Source organism: Bacteroides sp. 90-K9/2, from assembly GCF_047310725.1.
GTDB lineage: Bacteria > Bacteroidota > Bacteroidia > Bacteroidales > Bacteroidaceae > Bacteroides > Bacteroides vicugnae.
Genome location: NZ_JBCGVL010000006.1, coordinates 175,247 through 194,003 on the forward strand (window position 1 = coordinate 175,247; position 18,757 = coordinate 194,003).

An 18,757-nucleotide genomic window follows, 5' to 3' on the forward strand; every position below is an offset into this window, starting at 1 on the left:
TCTGATTTATAATTTTATATAGATTTTTCTTTTTAATAAAACATATCCCAACAGCCCATTGAACAACAGAAAAAACACACCATACATAAATGAACCGAAGTAATTTCCGAATAATGGGTTAAGCAAATTACTGAATACAGCCGTATGGATATGCCAATGCACAAGCAATCCTCCGGCTATGCAACTAAACACATAGATTACAAGCGGATTCGCTCCAAATGCTTCGAAAAATGAAAACCACTTTTTATTCTGCTTCACATCAATGATATAGAGCAGCAAAGCCAATGACAATGCTGCGATCCCACAAGTGACCAAAACGAACGAAGGAGACCACAAACGTTTATTCAAAGGGCAGGCATAACTTAACAAATAGCCGACAAACAACAGAGTGGTACCTATAAGAAATAGATTTAGCATCCGGCGGTCATTGTCTTTAATGTCGATGATTATTTTTCCGCAAACAAAACCTATCATCACTTGAGATACAGCGGGAATCGTGCTAAATATCCCCTCCGGATCGACAAACTGCCGGCCTTGAAGATACATGTGATTAGACCCTAAAATAGCCGAATCAACAATCCCGACGATATTATCCGCACTTTTCTCAAATCCGTTTCCAAATAACTGAAAAATAAAGTAGACAGCCAACAAGATGATGGCTAATGGCATAAACCGCTTATGCGGTATTGTTACAGCCAACAGGGCTGTAATGCCATAACAAATTCCAAGCCGTTGCATCACTCCCATTAACCGGAGCTGACTCAAATCAGAATAGTTACCACCATCTACTGATGTAATGAACCACTCCATAACCAGACCTATAAATATTAACAAGAGACTTCTTTTTATGATTTTCGCAATAGCCGGTCGACACTGGAAGTTATACTTACACAAAGAGATGTAGGTCGAAATACCCATCAGGAACATAAACATCGGAAATACCAGATCGGCTGGCGAAAAGCCATCCCACTTGGCGTGTGTAAAAACAGCAAAGTTATACCCACACTTTCCTGTGTTATTGACCAGGATCATCCCGGCAACAGTAATACCCCGAAGTACATCAAGTGAAAGTAACCGTTTGTTCGGATTCATATATTTTATTCTTTTAATTACTTATTATATATAAAATAGTCGTCCCGGCAGTTAACACTATCCCTATAAGCGATTCATAAGGTATCAACTTCAGACGTTCCTTAAAGTTGAGTTCGCATACGCCTCCTGTTGCATGAAAGAACGAACCATGTGGCAAATGGTCAAGAACTGTAGCCCCCGAATTAATCATAGCTGCCCCCCAAACCGCAGAAATCCCTATAGCCAATATTGTTTCAGCAAACGAAGAAGAAGCCAGTGTCGCTCCGGCTGTTGTCGATGCCGTAGCCGCTGACATCAATGCGCCTGATATAGGAGCAATCAACACATCACTAATATGAGCATGATCCAATCCTGTAAGAATCCAGTCTTTCAAAGAAGAGTTCTTTATGATACCGGCAATAGTTCCGGTTCCTATCAACAGAATAGCTACCACAGACATCTTCTGCAGTCCATACTCTATACTTGGAAGAATATTTTTCCATTGTCTCATACAGATAGCGCCACACAAACCACCTACCGGCAAAGCTATCAAAGGATCAACATTGATTCCTGCTATAGGGCGTAATGCCAATAAAACAACAGTAACAACAGGAGCAATCAGACTGGCTCTTAGCGACGGCAGATTTCTCTCTTCCTCTTTATTCACAGTTTGTATCACCTCTTTTTTGTTTTTTACTGTTTGAGGCATTAGACGGACAATAACGAAAACGGTGAAAAACAAACCGATCACTGCCGGTAAAATATTGGCAAACATTACAGCCGATAGATCTGCATTAAAATTTCCGGCTGCTATAATGGTATTCGGGTTAGGTGATATGATATTTCCACACTTACCTCCCCCGATCATAGCAATAAGTAACACGGATGGAGACAGGTTTAAACGCTTACCTATCGAAAGAGCCACCGGTGCAACAGTTATCACAGCCACATCAATAAATACACCTACAGTACAAAGTAACATAGTTGCGAGTGCCAATGCCATAAATACCCGCTTCTCACCCATTTTATGTATAATTGCATTGGAGATGACAGTGGTAGCTCCGGTTTGTATTAATATACCTGATAAGACTCCGGCCGTCAGAATCCGCAATACCGCCGGAGTGATCTCTTTCACCCCTTCGGTCATCACCGTTACAGTCTCATTTAAAGATAGTCCTCCCAACAATCCTCCAACTATCGCTCCGATAATCAGACTGTATGTCGGAGAAAGCTTTCTTATGATTAACAGTATGGATAATGAAAGCCCGATTAATGCGCCTATCGCTGTCATTGAGTATTATTTAGTAAATTGTTTGATGATTCTCACCACCTGTCGCACCGTTCTCTCTATGTTTTCTTTCGTAAACTCCGGTTGCATCGCCTCTTCAAGTGTTACCGGGAAAGGTTGGATAGGAAGTACGGCTGTAAAACCCATCCTATTAAGTGCTTCGGCGGCTTCGACCGCTCCTCCTAATGCTATCACCGGAACCTGACATCTGTCACCGACACGTAAGATTCCGTCCAGCGCCTTTCCCATACAAGTCTGGCAATCCAGTTTCCCCTCTCCAGTCAGTATCAAGTCTGCCTGTTGAACGACTTCTTCGAAACGAAGCGTTTTCAATATAACTTCTATCCCGGATTGCAATTTTGCATTCAGAAACGGAAGCAGACCGCCTCCCATTCCTCCGGCTGCTCCGGCACCGGGAAGTTGCGATATATCCATATCTGTATATTCCTTTATCACCTGTGCATAGTGCCGCAACCCATTATCCAACTCTATCACTTGCAGCATAGTTGCCCCTTTTTGAGGAGCATATACATAGGCCGCACCTTCTTTTCCATAAAATGGATTACTAACATCACAGGCGATCGCAAAATTACTCTCCTTCAATGCCGGATTTAATTGAGAAATATCTATTTGATGGACTTTTATCAGACTTTCGCCGACAGGTTCCAGTTCACTGTTCTCTCTATCCAGAAAACGTGCCCCTAAAGCCTTCAGCATACCCATTCCCGCATCATTTGTTGCACTTCCGCCAATCCCGATAATGAATTCCCGACACCCTCGTTTTAATGCGTCAGCAACCATTTCTCCAACTCCATAAGTCGTAGTCTTCATTGGATTTCTCCGGTTTGAATCAATCAATGGAAGACCACAGGCTGAAGCCATTTCGATAATAGCCATCGCACCATTGTTCGCGATACCATACGATACATCGATTGGCTTCATGAATGGATCATGCACCCGACATGACACCGTTTGAGCACTAAGAGCAGAACATAAGGCTTCTGTAGTCCCTTCGCCACCATCAGCTATGGGAAAACGTATAATCTGACAGTCAGGTAATTCCTCCTGAATCGCTTTTTCGGCAGCTTTCGCTATTTCAAAAGAGCTGACCGAACCTTTAAACGAATCGAATGCCAATACAATCTTTTTCATAAAAAGCTATCACTTATTTGTTTTCTCTATTAAACCCAATGCAGCCTTGACCGGGTCATCAAACGGAGTTGTACTGTTGCTCCAGGGAGATGTAATCCATTGTTCCTCCCATTCTCGAATTTTATTCCGGTCTTTTGTGAAATAGAGCTGTATACGAGGAATATAGTAATCTTTAATCAACCCGCTCCAGAAACGGGCTGCATAATCTTCCTGAATACCACCCCAACTTGTAATCAAGCGTTTAGCGTTTGCTTCATAAGCATCTTTTTCCTGAAGAGTTGTTCCGCTATTACGTGCAAGTTCCACCCATTCTTCCAATCGATATAAAGGATGAGAAGCCAACAGCCTGTCAACGTCAATCAACAAATCAACAGTTTGTTGCAGATTACGCTGCGCTGCGAGAACACGATTCTCCGAATCATCTTTCAGCGCCTGCTTATAAAAATTTTCAGCTTTAGCCGCTACATAATACGAAACAAACTCAATGAGGTCGTTTCTGTATAATTCAGAGTTTTTCAGTTCGTCAGCGCAACTGGCATACAAAAGTATAGCCTGCAAGTAATCATCACTAAGGTCGATTTTACTGATCCGCCGTTGATCGGGTACTACGGTTTGCCAGGTAAAACGGGGGTATGAATAGAGAGAACTATATGCTGTTTTCCGAAAAAGTTTCCAAGCTTCTTTCATAGCATCGGGATATCCCCCATAGCGGGCCTCACAGTATATCTTCATCCAATCGTCCAGATCAATGCTGTCTGAAGTCCACCCCATATCGGCTAACAGTTCGTAAACAACCTCATTGTTTTCGAGGCCTTCAGGGGCAGAACCGAACCCAATCAAGTTACCTTTATTTGCAGCACGTAACGCTTTGACCGAGGAACTAGCATACATGCCCAGATCTCCTGTCATTGTATTTTTCCCACCGAAGTTGGGTACATAGCTGAATACCCATTTCTTTCCGTAAAACCCATCGTGTACTTTCCATGTCTGTTCGGTGTTCCATACCCATTTGGGATAATCATTGCCCAAATCAATGATAATCATTTTATCATCAGGTACATTGCTTAACAAGGCTTTAAGCGATTCTTTATCCCAGAATGAATGTTGATATCCGAATGTCCATCCTTGTGTAACCCAAACGGCATCAGGGTTTCCGGCTGTAATTGATTTATAAATCGTTTCTCCATACTCGGCCAATAACTTGTATTTCACTTCTTTATCTTCCTTATCTATAGGTAGTTCCATTTCGTTAAAACTGTCCGACAGGTAATAAGTATTTTCTCCAAACTCTTTTTCCCACTCTTCGACAAACAGTTTACCTATTTCTTGGAAGAAAGGCGAATCCGGTGGCAGTACATAGGCATTATACTGTTCATCAAAACCACCCCACCGCATATGCCGGAATTGTGTATCGGGATGTTTCCGTACGAATCCTTCCGGCACGAAACCGGCAAACGCAGGTGCTATGGGCTGCATTCCCAACTCGCGCATACGGGTCAGGATTTGGTGCTGCAAGCCGATTTGGTTACGTTGCCAAGCATCAGATAAGGGACCGTCCCACTTGTTCAGATTACCCATGCGATGCCAAGGAAGATGTGCAGGAGCTGTGAAAAATTCACGGATTTCTTCTTTGGTCAATCCCATACGCAGCCACACCCGTTCAGCAATAGCTTCGCTGGCCACTGTAGCCAAGGGCATATTTACACCATAAAGAGCCATCCTGTCAATTTCCTTTTCCCAACGCTCCCAGTCCCAGTAAGGAGTAGTATAGCCGAATGTACAAACATTCAGGAAGTAACGCAACTCATAAGGGGACACTTGTTCATACAATTCATAATCGGGCCACGGCATCACTGATGTTAGATGTTCACCGCTCCATGTTTTCATGCTCTTACAAGCTTCTTTCATGTACGTATGAAAAGCGTAACAAATAGCAACGGAGCTACTTCCCCTTAAAGTAAGCCTGCCGTCGCTTGCTATCACTTCAAATATATCTTTACCTTCGGATGGTTCGATATATTCAAAGTGGATAGACTTTGCTCTTTCCCCAATCTGACGTTCTATTAACTGCTTGGCGGGGGTGATAATATCCGTCTTAGGCTTGTGGCATGAGCAGAAAAAAAGCGTTGTTGAAATTAATAAATACTTGATTATCGTATGTATCATAAAAAATCAAAATGTTATAAGTGAGTATCAATATTTCTTTTTCGATGCTTCTTTCACATATTCCAGTTCCGTAATAATCGGTAAATGATCTGACAAAAGCGACCGGACAGTTTGTGTACTAATCACACGCCATCCTTTTTGCGGGTAAGCAAACAAGTAATCTATCTTAATCACAGGTTTCCATGCCGGCATTCCAAAATCATCGTTACTCGCGGCAAACCAACTATCCATACCACGTATGGCCTCGGAGTAGTGACGCGCATTGAAATCGCCTCCCAAAATTACAGGATATTTATAATTTTTGAAATGTCCGGTAATAAATTTTATTTGCTCCGCCCGTGTTTCTTGAGAGTTAACGTCCAGATGCGTAGAGGTGAAAACAATAGTATCATTACCCATTTCGAATAATCCCTCTAGCATAGCCCGTCTCTCATGTTCTTTGACCGGATGGGGCAGCATTGTCTTTTGAACAGAAATATATGGATATTTACTTAACATTCCAATACCGTAATAACCGGTAGAATAATCAATCGTTTTTCCGTAAAGCCCAAACATTCCCGTATAATAGGCGAGTTCGGATATAAAATCCTTCCCCTTCTGATGCGGGGTACGCTTACGGTCTGTTTTGCTATCCACTTCCTGAAGCGCCACAAAATCAGGTTTGAAGGATTTGATGTGATGAGCAAGTTCTTCTAAAGATGCCAGTTCGCCAAACCTCAAATTATATGTCATTACCCGCACTCGTAGAGTGTCTTGTGCATAGGCAACGCCCAAAGTCAGGCATAAAAACAATAATAAATATTTCTTCATTGAATACATGGTTTCTATTTTTTAATGATTACTTTTCCCATCCTGGATTTTGTCCCAACAGAGGATTTTTCTGACGTTCGGGATTAGGCACAGGCCACAAATAATGTTTCGTTGCGTCGAAGTAGCGTGCTCCACCTTCTGCGGTAGACTTTTCGTAGATTACATCGCCAAATTCATCTACACCGGTATCGGGATATGGGTTGGCACCCAAATCGTTCATACATACTTTCAGGCTGGGACCGGTGATGGCACGTCCAAAACGAAGTTCACCTTCACGCCAGCGCATCACATCGGCATATCTTGTACCTTCACCTGCCAACTCAATACGACGTTCTCTTCTCAATTCAGTTTCGAGATCCATCCCCCATGCACTAAGTTCGTCAAGGTTCATACGATGCATATTCACACGATCTCTAAGTCTGTTGATGGAGTAATCAACCTGTGTCTGTGTCAGTTTCTTACCTTGTAGTTCGAAAGTGGCTTCCGCATAAATCAGCAAGACTTCGGCAAAACGGATGACATTGAGATTACCGTGCCCACCTATACTTGAGCCGGCCAAATCAATATCGTTATACTTTTTCAGATAGAAACCTGTACGGCTATTTGCCCCCACACGATTATTATCTTGTAATGAAGCAAAACGAGGTAGATTAAATATCTCGTTGGCCTTATCTGTATCAGGGTCACCGTCATCTCCTCCCGGCCATTTGTCACCCGGAGCATATAAAGTCATCTTCATTCTAGGATCCCGGTTTTGGAAATAATCAGCATAATGCTCTTCAGGCGACTTGTATAATGATGAGGTCTGCACACCAATCTTTTTATAATATTCCAATCCGGTTTTTGCTGGTTTACCGTCTGTACACAGATAAGCATCTACCAACGACTTCGTTGGATTGAGACGTATATAGTCTGTCGGGCTACAAGTTTCATTGGGCAGACTTTGTGTACGGACTTCGGGTACAAAAAGGCTATATACGATGGCTTCGATATTCTTCGGATCATTCTCGACATCCCCTTCGTGATGAAATAGTTTTTCGTATTCATACAAGCCATAGGGACTGTTTTCGATGATATATTCACTCGTTTTTGCAGCCAGTTCCCACCTTTCGTTCTGCAAGGCGATACGTGCCAATATGGCTAAAGCGCCCCAGCGGTCAAGTCTTCCCAGTTTATCGCCTGTATACCTTTCTTCAGGCATACGCTCTGCCGCCCATTTCAAATCCTCGACAAGTTGGTCAATGACTTTCTCTCTGGGAGTACGTTCGATATATGCATCTTCGGGCTGGATGACTTCTCCTACCCAAGGTACATCTCCCCAAAATGTCGTGAGGTAAAAATACATAAGCGCCCGGATAGTTTTTACTTCTGCAGCATAAACGTCTTTTTTGTTTTGAGCCACTTGAGCTTTATTATAATTGTCTAAAAAATTATTGCAGCGATAAATATAGCTATACGCTCCTGTCCAATAGGTAGTGAAAGGAAAGCCGTCAGTATAAGAGTGCTTGCCTCCCGAAACCTTACTTAGTCCACTGGTAATATTCCCCCACATAACTGTTTCGGCCGTCGATTCGCTCCAATTCACAAGATAGTCCTTTTGTAAAGCTTCATAGCAGGGTGGCAAAGCATTTTTAAGCTGCTCTTCATTTACCCAGAATGTCACATTGTCCGGCTCGTTAGGGTTCGTTCTATCCAGGAAATCACTACATGAGGTAACTATACCAAATAAAGCAATGATTAAAAAGTATTTTGAGTATTTCATCTTTATAGTCGTTTAATAGGTTAGAATGTTATTGATAATCCAAAAACATAGGTTTTTACTTGCGGATAGACATCTCCGCTGGTGGTCCTCACTTCAGGATCATAAGCCCCGAAGTAATTGGTTTTAGTAAACAAGTTATCTGCCGAAGCATATACTCTAAGACTATTAATGCCAAGAGGTGCCACCATCCGGACAGGAAAACGATAACCTATCTGAATATTCTTCAGACGCAAGTACGATGCATCTTCTTTCCAATAGTCACTGAAGAGCCTGTTGTGCTCCTGCGACTGATAAAGTCTGGGATAAGAAGCATTTGGATTCATAGGCGTCCATCTGTCAAGATGTTCTTTTTTAGGGATCGAGTAGTCATTGATAAACGCATGCCGCGCCTCATCCTCAAGGTAACCGGCAACTTTACCTACACCTTGCAAATAGAAACTGAAGTCTATACCTTTCCATTCCAAACCACCCTTGATTGCATAGGTGTAATGGGGCTCTTTCTCGCCAAATACCACTTTGTCGTAGTCATCAATCACCCCGTCGGGAGCACCGTCAGGACCACTGATGTCCCGATACTTAATATCTCCGGGCTGTACAATGCCATTTTGTGAGGCAACAAGAGGGAACTTTGGTTTCTGATACTTACCTGTAGTTGTATTCACCGATTCGAAATCATACACTTGTGCCAACCCATCCGTAAGATAACCATAGAAAGCACCTATCGGATCACCTACCCGACGATACGAACCGGAAGCCGTACTGGTCAGGGACTCCGGAGTTCCGCCCAAATCGGTGATCTTATTACGGGCATCCGACAAATTGAATCCGAGATTGTAATTTACATTTCCGATCTTATCACGCCATGACAAATTGAGTTCCCATCCTTTGACATCAATCTTACCAAGATTGACATAGCCTACGTTACTGCTGGAGACCCCGACAATAGCCGGAACATCGGGACGAACCAACGCGTCAATATTTTCTTTCTTATACCAATCAAAGTCCACATTCAGTCTATTACTCAAAAAACTAAGGTCTACTCCAAAATTAATCATGCGGATGGTTTCCCACTTGATATCGGGATTACCTATTTTGTTCTGCCAAAGTCCCATAACAGGTGTATTAGAAGCTCCGATAGGATAGGACTCCTCGGTAATGATAGGTGACAAGTAGGGGTAGTAATTACCGGGAATATTTTGATTTCCCAATTCACCCCAGGAAGCACGCAGCTTACCCGAATTCAATACCGAAGTAGCAAACTCCATGAATTTTTCACGTGAAAAGTTCCATCCTGCCGAGAACGATGGAAAATATCCCCAACGATTGCCCTTGGCAAATCTTGAAGTTCCGTCAGCACGCAGGTTGGCTTCAAACAGATATTTACCGTCAAAAGCATAGTTGACACGACCAAAGTAAGAGCGCAAAGCCCACTCATCTTTTGTTCCGCTATTCATGAAATTAATCATTCCGGCGCTGATAACGTGAATATCTTCAACCATCACATTATCACGCGTAGCACCCAATGTGCTTCGGTTCTCCCACTCTTGCGAAAATCCCAACAACGCTCCCAACTCGTGGCGTCCTATGGTTTTATTAAAGTTCAGGGTGAATTGCAACGTTTGGGTCATAACGTCGAGATGGCTTTGGGAAATATAGTCCTTGGCATCTTCATTTGCTTTCAACGGGCTACCGTCCGAGTAATAAGACAACATCTTCGGGTTAAACTCATCCACCTGGCGGGTGTATATATTAGCAGAATACTGCATACCGACATTCAATCCGTCTATAATTTTGAGATCTGCATTGAATATTCCATTGAGCACACGAGTTTTCCGTTCTTCCATTCCCGACTCATAGGCTACCTGCAAGGGGTTACGCACCGAACCGTACGACCAATTCTCGCTATCTACCATCCGGCCGTTTTCGTCAGGAATTTGCCACTTGACAGGAAGTAGCGGAGACATACGCTGTGACAGGCGAAATACCCCTGATGTGCCGCTATAACCTAAGTCCTTCTTGTAGAAATCGACATAGCTCATCTGCCCATTCAGTTTCAAACGATTGTACACTTCTGTGTTTACACTGATACGCGCATTATGTCTTTTGGAACTATATCCGTCACCTACAATCAGCCCATCCTGATCCAAGAAACCATACGACATAAAAAATCCGGTTTTCTCGCTTCCACCCCGTGCACTCACATTATGCCCCGTCTGAAAAGCCCGGCTTTTGTATATTTCGTCAATCCAGTCAGTATTGGAATATTCATTGGGGTACAGTCCCGAATCATATTTATCGAAAGCCTCTTGTGTATAAGGTTTGGAAAATCCGGCAGCACTCATGGCTTCGTTGGAGAGTTCCATGTATTCCCTTCCGTTAACAAGCTCCGGTAATGCTGTGGGAGTCTGAAATCCGGCATATCCGTTATATTGGAATACTACCCGTTCTTTCTTTTCTCCCTTTTTAGTAGTTACAAGAATAACACCATTGGCGGCACGTGCTCCATAAATGGCTGATGAAGCGGCATCTTTCAGCACTGATACACTTTCAATGTCCGAAGGATTCAATAAATTGATGTCTCCCCCAGCTACCCCATCAATCAAGATCAAAGGTGCTGTACTACTGTTGATGGTTCCCGTACCACGAATATTGATACTGGGCACAGCACCCGGCTGTCCCGAAGAAGAAACGATGCTAACTCCAGGCAATAACCCTTGTAACCCCGTAGTTACGTTAGTAATAGGTCTGTTCTCAATAGCCTCTGCTTTAACCATAGATACAGCACCTGTTACGTTTACTTTCTTTTGTACGCCATAGCCCACAACTACTACGTCTTCCAAGCTGACAGCATTCTCTTTCATCACTACGTTTACTGTCGTTTCTTTCGCTATGATGCTTTCTTCACGATAACCGACGTATGAGTACCGAAGTGTACTTCCATAGGGTACTCTGATGGAATACTGACCATTGATATCGGTTATTGTACCCGTAGTCGATCCTTTTACAGACACGGTGGCTCCGATTATCGGTTCCGCATTCTCATCAGTAACTTTACCTTTCACATACAGTTCTCTCTTACTCTCTTGCGAATCAACAGGTTCGGACGTGTTTTTATTTTGATATTCTTTATTATAAAATAAAATGCTGTCATCCAAGAAACGGAACCCAATGTTAGTCCCTTTTAGCAAAAGAGTTAATGCTTTGTTTACATCTGTGTTTTTCACCTCCAATGACACTTTCCTACTCGTATCTACAAATTCTTTGCTATAGGCTACATTCATCGATGCCTTCTCTGCTATCTGACTGATAGCTTCTTTAAGAGGAAGCTCTTTGATACTAACTGATATTTTTTGCTGCTGTGCATAAACAAGAGCTGTGACAAATATGCACATTAGGGCTACAATACACCTTCTGCCGGTGGATGAAAAAGGAGAATCTTTTTCCATAATATTAGTCTTTAAAGTTTATAGTTCGATATCTATTAGCTAATACACAAGAGGTGATAAAAAGTATTACGACAAATAAGTTAATGAATATTAATTGAAACTATATGAGGAATTTTCGGGAAATCAATCCTATCTGATAAAAAAGAAATCACTTCGAGAATATAGTTTTTAATAACAAGAATAAAAGGATATATCGTATGTTCTCATTCAATACACCAATTAGTGTCTTTACCTAAAAAAGAATGAGCAACCTCCACTTCACGCATGAGTGATTCCACCAGAACTCTTAATACTTATAAATTCATATAGTTGGTGTCAAAAGACAATGGTGTCAAGTACACCTGACAATGGAAATGGAGGTAACGGAGAAGGCGGAAACGAAAGCGGTGGTGAAGTACCGTATCCAGCAGCATAAAGACAATATTAATATATAAAAAATCCGGCTTGATAATACTCAAACCGGATTTTTCTATTATAGAGAATATTATTTTCTGTCACTTAACACTTTTATTGAATCCCGTTTTATAATATTAGGTTTCAAAAGAATCTCCGAATGAAGTTCTGTTTCTTCCAGAATCTTCTGCATCAACATTTTCACTGCAATAATGCCAATATTCTCCAATGACTGGGCAATACGCGTAATGGGAGGATTCAGATAATCCAGATATAAGTTATCATCAAATGAAATGATAGACATATCTTGAGGTATTCTCACTTTATGCTCATTCAATGCTTTGACCGTTCCCAAAAGAATTGTACTACTCAACGCAAATATAGCGGTTGGTTTTGTTGTAGAGTTCAAAGCCAACTTGGTTTCAATATAACCATTTTGAATCGAAAATTCATTTCCTTTTATCATTACATTATCCTGATAACCAGCCTCACGAAGCGCATCAAGATAACCACGCACGCGTTCCTTAGTTGTTATGGAGATATCCGGCCCCTGAATACAGAGAATCTTACTATGTCCCGATTCTAATAATAATTTCGTCGCTTGATAAGCTCCTACATAATTATCAGTAGCTACATATGGTAAATTATGTTTCTCAAAATAACGGTCAATCAGAACAATCGGAGTTTTAGTACTAATTTCCTCCAGTTTGGAAGGATTCTCTCCGGTTGGAACCAAAATAATTCCGTCTATCTTACGTGACAGAAGCGAATCGATAGCTTTATTTTCCTGAACAGGATCTTCTAGAGTATCGATAAGCATAACAGTATAATTATAACGTTGTGCTTCACGGATGACAACACTTGCTATATTGGCAAAAAAAGGATTATCTATGTGCGGTACAAGAAGGCCTATAGTATATGTCGTCTTGTTGCGCAAACTTTGCGCAACAATATCAGGTTGATAATCCAATTCTTTAACGGACTGCAAAATAACCTCCTTAGCAGACTGGCTGATCCTATATTTCTCTGATTTCCCATTTAACACTCTGGAAATCGTAGAGATAGAGTACCCAGTTTTCTTTGATACATCAATCAGAGTTTTCTTCATTACTGGTTGTTTTTTGCAAAAATAACATTTTATTTGAGAAAAAAGCAAGAAAAATATTTTGTTTTGAAAAATATTTCTATATTTGCGCAAACGATTGCGCATCGTTTACAATTCAATTCACCTTAATACTTAATACTCATTATATGGACACAAAGAAGAAAATCGTAGTGATAGGTAGTAGCAATACGGACATGGTTATCAAATCAGACCGTCTACCAAAACCAGGAGAAACAATTCTGGGAGGAAACTTCTTAATGAATCATGGCGGCAAAGGAGCTAACCAAGCCGTAGCTGCTGCAAGACTAGGAGGAGATGTCACTTTCATATGCAAAATAGGGAATGACATTTTTGGAAATGAAACCTTGGAAATGTTTCACAAAGAAAAAATCGACACTACTTATGTAGGAATTACCCCGCAGGAACCGTCAGGAGTAGCTCTTATCAATGTCGACCAAAAAGGGGAAAACTGTATTGTTGTTGCCTCCGGAGCCAACGGGACTTTATCTATTGATGACATACAAAATGCAGAACCCGCCATCAAACAGGCATCCATCGTCATCATGCAGCTTGAGACTCCAATCGAGAGTGTCACTTATGCAGCCAAAATGGCGAAAAAAGATAAAATTACTGTTATATTAAATCCCGCACCTGCCCCTACCCAACAACTGCCTGACGATTTATTAACCAATGTCGACATTCTTATTCCTAATGTCACAGAAGCTGAAATCATCTCAGGAATGCACATTACAGATGATGAATCGGCAAAAGAAGCGATTCGTTATATTAGTTCGAAAGGCATAAAAACTGTCATTATTACGATGGGAGCCAAAGGAGCTCTCGCTTATGAAAATGATGAGTTTATTCACATTCCAGCTTTCAAAGTAAAAGCAGTAGACACTACCGCTGCCGGAGATACATTCTGTGGCGGACTGTGCGTAGCTCTATCTGAAGGCAAAAATCTAAAAGATGCAATTATATTTGCAAGTAGAGCCTCTTCTATTTCTGTCACCAGAATGGGAGCACAAATATCTATACCTTTGAGAAAAGAAATACAATAATCATCCTTAATTCTGTTATTATGATAAAACTATGTTCAACCCACGGTCTATTGACAAGCATATTGTTAATAGTATTTTCTTTGATGAGCAATGATGCTATTGCCCAAAAGGCAATAAGAGGTACAGTCCTCGATGAAGCAAATGAACCCATTATCGGTGCCAGTGTCCTTGTTAAAGGTACAACAAATGGTTCTATTACAGGAGTTGATGGAACCTTCAATGTAAAAGCGAATCCTTCTGATGTATTGGTTATATCTTATGTAGGTTATGCAACTGTTGAACAACAAGTAGGAAATCAGACACAGCTTGTAATACACCTGCGCGAAGACTCGAAAGTGCTTAATGATGTTGTAGTAATTGGCTACGGATCCACCACTAAGAAAGAGCTTACAGGATCGGTTACCAGTATGAAGAAAGATGATCTCAATCCCGGAACATTCACCAATGCCATGGGAATGCTGCAAGGAAAAGTGGCAGGATTACAAATTATCAACCCGAACGGTGCTGATCCGACAGCCAAATATGAAGTATTACTTCGTGGAACAAATACGCTTTCCGCAGGGCAGGGTCCATTAATTATTATCGATGGAGTGGCAGGTGCAGATATCAGAAATATCAATTTTCAGGAAGTGGAATCTATAGACGTATTAAAAGATGGTTCGGCAGCTGCTATTTATGGAACAAGAGGTACGAATGGAGTAATCATCGTCACAACCAAACGTGCAAGAAGTGGCAAAACGGAAGTTTCCTATGATGGGCAACTCACAGTGGGAGTCGTTTCACGCAGAGCAAAACCTTTATCGGCAAGTGAATACAAATCTATTATCAAGGAGTATCGCCCAGAATTGGAAAGTTATATTTTTGACAGTGATACCGATTGGTTCAAAGAAATTACGCAAACTCCGTTCAGCCATAAGCACAACTTGTCTATATCCGGAGGTTCCGAGAAGTTCTCACATCACACATCTTTCAATTATGAAAAGAGCGATGGCTTGCAAAGGCATAATAGCTCCGAAAAGTTAATGGCACGTACCAATATTCGCCAGTCATTATTAGACAAATGGGTCGATTTGGATTATAACCTGAATATCATTCATCGCAAATATAGTCCTTCCTCTACAAGTGCTTTCATGCAGGCATTTACACATAATCCGACAGAACCTGTTTACGATGACAGCGATCCGGATGCCGGAGGTTATAGTCGTATCAAAGCAATGGAGTACTATAATCCAGTAGCGATTATAAACGAAAGAAACATGGAAAGCAAGAATGATAATTATGGTGCAAATATCCGCGCTACTCTAAACATATTGCCAATAAAAGGATTGAAATGGGAAAACTTTGTTTCATACGATAAAGAACAATATGAGACACGTGAATATTACACACACTATTATCCAAGCTTAATAGGAACAAACGGACAAGCTTATATTGAAAACTATCAAGAAAATGATACGCAATATGAGTCTACTCTAAACTACGCAAACAACTTTAGAAAACATTCTATCCAGGCATTGCTTGGATATACGTACCAGTATACCTACAGTACATCTGCCTCCATGACTAATTCCGGTTTCGACTTCGATGACAACCAGACTCATAACATCGGAACAGGAACCAATCTTACCGAAGGCAAAGCCAGTATGTCATCCAATAAAGAAGATAATACATATATCGGATTTTTCGGACGGTTCATGTACAACTACGATGATAAGTATCTTTTATCCGCTTCTTTACGTCGTGACGGTTCCAGCCGCTTCGGTGACAATAATAAGTGGGGATGGTTCCCGGCTGTCAGTGTAGGTTGGCGCATAAATAAGGAAAAGTTTCTCTCGGATGTCAAATGGATCAATGATTTGAAATTGAGAGCCGGATACGGTGTGACCGGTAATCAGGATTTCTCAAATTACAAATCTTTGATGATGATGACTACAGCCGGTAAATTCTACTATAATGGTCAATGGATAAACACCTATCAACCTGCGAGTAACGCAAATCCTGATTTGAAATGGGAGAAGAAAGCAGAGTTTAACGTCGGTGTTGACATGACCATGTTTAATAACCGACTCTCATTCACTTTCGATTATTACAAACGGACTACTTCCAACTTGCTATATGACTACATCGTGCCGACTCCTCCTTATGTATATAATACCCTGTTCACAAACGTTGGAAAAGTAACCAACGAAGGAGTGGAACTGACAATATCCGGTACACCGTTCAACACCAGAGACTTTACATGGAACACCTCACTTACCGTTTCGCACAACAAAAACAAATTGGTAAAATTCACCAATGATGAATTCACTAACGGAACATACAAAGTAGGATGGTCTACCAGTGCAGCCTGCTATACTCAACGCTTAATAGAAGGACAGTCACTAGGAACTTTCTATGGTCCTATATGGTTGGGAACTGATACAGACGGAAAAGATGTATTGTTAGGACAAAATGCAGAAGGCTCTGTACCGGAAGAGCAGTGGGAGAAAATCGGCTGTGCTTACCCGGATGCCACTCTTAGCTGGAGCAATACTTTCAGATACAAGAAGTTCGACTTGAGTTTCTCGCTCCGCGCCTCTATCGGTGGAGAAATTCTAAACAACTACGCCATGGAATATGAAAATCTAAGCAGCATCGGACTTAGAAACATTTCATCCAACTGGCTGTCACAAACGAATTTCACAAGTACGACCTATAAATATTCCTCCAAATATGTAGAGGATGCCTCTTATTTGAAAATGGATAATATTACTTTCGGATATACCTGGGACTTCACATCGAAAATGGTCAAGAGACTAAGACTATCCCTCACGGCACAGAATGTATTCTGCATCACCGGTTATTCCGGCGTCGATCCTGAAGTAGCCCTTTCCGGACTGGAACCCGGTATGGAAAGTCTAAGTTATTATCCACGTACTACCGAATTTACTTTTGGGGTTAATATAGTATTCTAAAAACCACGATTACCATGAAAAAGACAAATATAATATTAAGTTTCGTTATCTGTATATTATCATACGGATGTACCGATCTCGGCGAAACAGTCTACACAGGAGTAGCTATGAATGACTTCTTTAAGAATGAGAAAGAGCTAGTAGCCAACGCAGGTAGAGCGTATACGAAATTACAAGGTTACAATTCCGAACAAAGTCTATGGACACTACTTTTACAAGCCTCTGATGAATGTGCCGTTCCAGCTTGTGGTGGTTCCTGGTACAGTAACGGACGTTATGAAGAAATCCAAACGAATAAGATTCCACCTGCAAACAAATTATTGACAAAAGGTTGGAACTGGATATTTAATGGCATTGCCGCATGTAATGAAATTATTTACGAAACGGAACTGTCGCCTATCCAATTTGAAGGAAAAGAGAAGATTGTAGCTGAAATGAAAATATTGCGTGCTTTCTACTATTATCAGGCTATTTCTTGTTGGGGTAACGTTCCTTTTACAACTGACTATACAGAAACCGGATATCCGGAGCAAAAAAGTAGAGAATATATTTTCAACTACCTGGAAAAAGAAATTAATGACAATATCGAATTTCTGGACAGAGAACCTTCGGACACTAATTACGGACGGGCTACACAAGCGGCCGCTTATTGTATTCTCGCGAAAATGTATCTGAATGCAGAAGCATGGTTCGGAACTCCTATGTACGACAAGGCAGAAAAAGCTTGCAAAGATATTATGGATATAAATGCTTACAGCATTGAAGATTCCTATTCTACCAACTTTGACATTAAAAATGAAGATTCCAAAGAGAACATTTTTGTGATCCTCTATGACAGAGTATATACTAGCGGTGACAGCAATTCATTTTATCTGCATACGCTGACACTGGAAGCTGCATCACAAGCAACATTTAATATTCCGGCAGCTCCGTGGTCAGGTTTCCTCTGCCAACCGGACTTCTTCAAAACATACGATGAAAAGGATCTTCGCAGAAGCCAAAGTTGGCTATATGGTCCGCAGGTAGACTTAAGCGGAAAAGCTCTTGGGTTCGAATATACTCCTGACTTCCCCGAGGAAAAATATTATAATAGCAACGGAGGACGTAGAACATACGACGGTGCACGTTGCTGGAAATGGCATTATCAGACTGACGGTTCTTTAAAAGAATATACAGTCAGCATGGACAACGATTTCGCTATTTTCCGTTATGCCGATGTTGTATTAATGTATGTGGAAGCTTTGGTACGACAAAACAGAGCCAGTGAAGCCGTTCAACTGGCAGACTTTAAGAAAATTCGTACAAGAGCCAATCTTGACGCATATACCACGAGCCAGTTGACAGTCGATGAACTTTATGCAGAACGAGGCAGAGAACTGGCATGGGAAGGATGGCGCCATGAAGACATGATACGTTTCGGAAAATATTTGAAGAAATATTGGGCACATCCCGATCAAAGTTCAGAAACCTTTAGAAATGTATTCCCCATTCCTACGGATATATTGAACGCAAATCCGAAATTATCTCAAAACAAAGATTATTAACTACA

At 41.3% G+C, this 18,757-nt stretch carries 11 protein-coding genes; 3 read left to right on the forward strand and 8 right to left on the reverse strand.

All coding sequences use genetic code 11. The annotated features are described in order from the left end of the window. Window positions 1-6 precede the first annotated feature (6 nt). From AAHJ11_RS15275 to AAHJ11_RS15310, 8 genes are all read right to left on the reverse strand, one after another. Window positions 7-1,092, reverse strand: a complete 1,086-nt coding sequence (locus tag AAHJ11_RS15275) for an acyltransferase family protein (RefSeq protein WP_234133070.1) — start codon at window positions 1,090-1,092, stop codon at window positions 7-9. A 13-nt stretch (window positions 1,093-1,105) separates the two neighbouring features. Beyond that, the gene (locus AAHJ11_RS15280; protein ID WP_217720975.1) at window positions 1,106-2,362 is read right to left on the reverse strand and encodes a GntP family permease; all 1,257 of its coding nucleotides are present in this window, start codon (window positions 2,360-2,362) and stop codon (window positions 1,106-1,108) included. A gap of 6 nt (window positions 2,363-2,368) precedes the next feature. Continuing rightward, window positions 2,369-3,511: a glycerate kinase gene (locus AAHJ11_RS15285; protein ID WP_320975078.1), complete on the reverse strand. Its 1,143-nt coding sequence runs from the start codon at window positions 3,509-3,511 to the stop codon at window positions 2,369-2,371. A 9-nt stretch (window positions 3,512-3,520) separates the two neighbouring features. After that, entirely contained in the window at window positions 3,521-5,677 is a 2,157-nt protein-coding gene (locus tag AAHJ11_RS15290; RefSeq protein WP_320975077.1) for an alpha-N-acetylglucosaminidase, read from the reverse strand. Window positions 5,678-5,704: 27 nt separating this feature from the next. After that, window positions 5,705-6,496 carry an endonuclease/exonuclease/phosphatase family protein gene (locus AAHJ11_RS15295; protein WP_148365575.1) on the reverse strand — a complete coding sequence of 264 codons (792 nt, stop codon included), beginning with the start codon at window positions 6,494-6,496 and terminating at the stop codon, window positions 5,705-5,707. A gap of 19 nt (window positions 6,497-6,515) precedes the next feature. Continuing rightward, entirely contained in the window at window positions 6,516-8,249 is a 1,734-nt protein-coding gene (locus AAHJ11_RS15300; RefSeq protein WP_148365576.1) for a RagB/SusD family nutrient uptake outer membrane protein, read from the reverse strand. A gap of 20 nt (window positions 8,250-8,269) precedes the next feature. Beyond that, window positions 8,270-11,695: a TonB-dependent receptor gene (locus AAHJ11_RS15305; RefSeq protein ID WP_320975076.1), complete on the reverse strand. Its 3,426-nt coding sequence runs from the start codon at window positions 11,693-11,695 to the stop codon at window positions 8,270-8,272. 484 nt (window positions 11,696-12,179) lie between these two features. Next, window positions 12,180-13,196 carry a LacI family DNA-binding transcriptional regulator gene (locus AAHJ11_RS15310; protein WP_148365578.1) on the reverse strand — a complete coding sequence of 339 codons (1,017 nt, stop codon included), beginning with the start codon at window positions 13,194-13,196 and terminating at the stop codon, window positions 12,180-12,182. Between the two features lie 143 nt (window positions 13,197-13,339). Between AAHJ11_RS15310 and rbsK the strand changes: the two genes are divergently transcribed. The 3 genes from rbsK to AAHJ11_RS15325 are packed head-to-tail and all read left to right on the forward strand — an operon-like array spanning window position 13,340 to window position 18,752. Next, the gene (rbsK, locus tag AAHJ11_RS15315; protein WP_148365579.1) at window positions 13,340-14,254 is read left to right on the forward strand and encodes a ribokinase; all 915 of its coding nucleotides are present in this window, start codon (window positions 13,340-13,342) and stop codon (window positions 14,252-14,254) included. A 20-nt stretch (window positions 14,255-14,274) separates the two neighbouring features. After that, complete coding sequence (locus AAHJ11_RS15320; RefSeq protein WP_148365580.1) at window positions 14,275-17,208, forward strand: SusC/RagA family TonB-linked outer membrane protein; 2,934 nt, start codon at window positions 14,275-14,277, stop codon at window positions 17,206-17,208. Window positions 17,209-17,222: 14 nt separating this feature from the next. Beyond that, window positions 17,223-18,752 (forward strand): RagB/SusD family nutrient uptake outer membrane protein, encoded by a 1,530-nt coding sequence (locus tag AAHJ11_RS15325; protein ID WP_148365581.1) that lies wholly within the window; start codon window positions 17,223-17,225, stop codon window positions 18,750-18,752. Window positions 18,753-18,757 lie beyond the last annotated feature (5 nt).

Coding starts and splice junctions, on each gene's coding strand:
- AAHJ11_RS15300 (WP_148365576.1), bottom strand. CDS start 8,249: ATGAAATACTCAAAATACTTTTTAATCATTGCTTTATTTGGTATAGTT.
- AAHJ11_RS15275 (WP_234133070.1), bottom strand. CDS start 1,092: ATGAATCCGAACAAACGGTTACTTTCACTTGATGTACTTCGGGGTATT.
- AAHJ11_RS15320 (WP_148365580.1), top strand. CDS start 14,275: ATGATAAAACTATGTTCAACCCACGGTCTATTGACAAGCATATTGTTA.
- AAHJ11_RS15290 (WP_320975077.1), bottom strand. CDS start 5,677: ATGATACATACGATAATCAAGTATTTATTAATTTCAACAACGCTTTTT.
- AAHJ11_RS15305 (WP_320975076.1), bottom strand. CDS start 11,695: ATGGAAAAAGATTCTCCTTTTTCATCCACCGGCAGAAGGTGTATTGTA.
- rbsK (WP_148365579.1), top strand. CDS start 13,340: ATGGACACAAAGAAGAAAATCGTAGTGATAGGTAGTAGCAATACGGAC.
- AAHJ11_RS15325 (WP_148365581.1), top strand. CDS start 17,223: ATGAAAAAGACAAATATAATATTAAGTTTCGTTATCTGTATATTATCA.
- AAHJ11_RS15310 (WP_148365578.1), bottom strand. CDS start 13,196: ATGAAGAAAACTCTGATTGATGTATCAAAGAAAACTGGGTACTCTATC.
- AAHJ11_RS15280 (WP_217720975.1), bottom strand. CDS start 2,362: ATGACAGCGATAGGCGCATTAATCGGGCTTTCATTATCCATACTGTTA.
- AAHJ11_RS15295 (WP_148365575.1), bottom strand. CDS start 6,496: ATGTATTCAATGAAGAAATATTTATTATTGTTTTTATGCCTGACTTTG.
- AAHJ11_RS15285 (WP_320975078.1), bottom strand. CDS start 3,511: ATGAAAAAGATTGTATTGGCATTCGATTCGTTTAAAGGTTCGGTCAGC.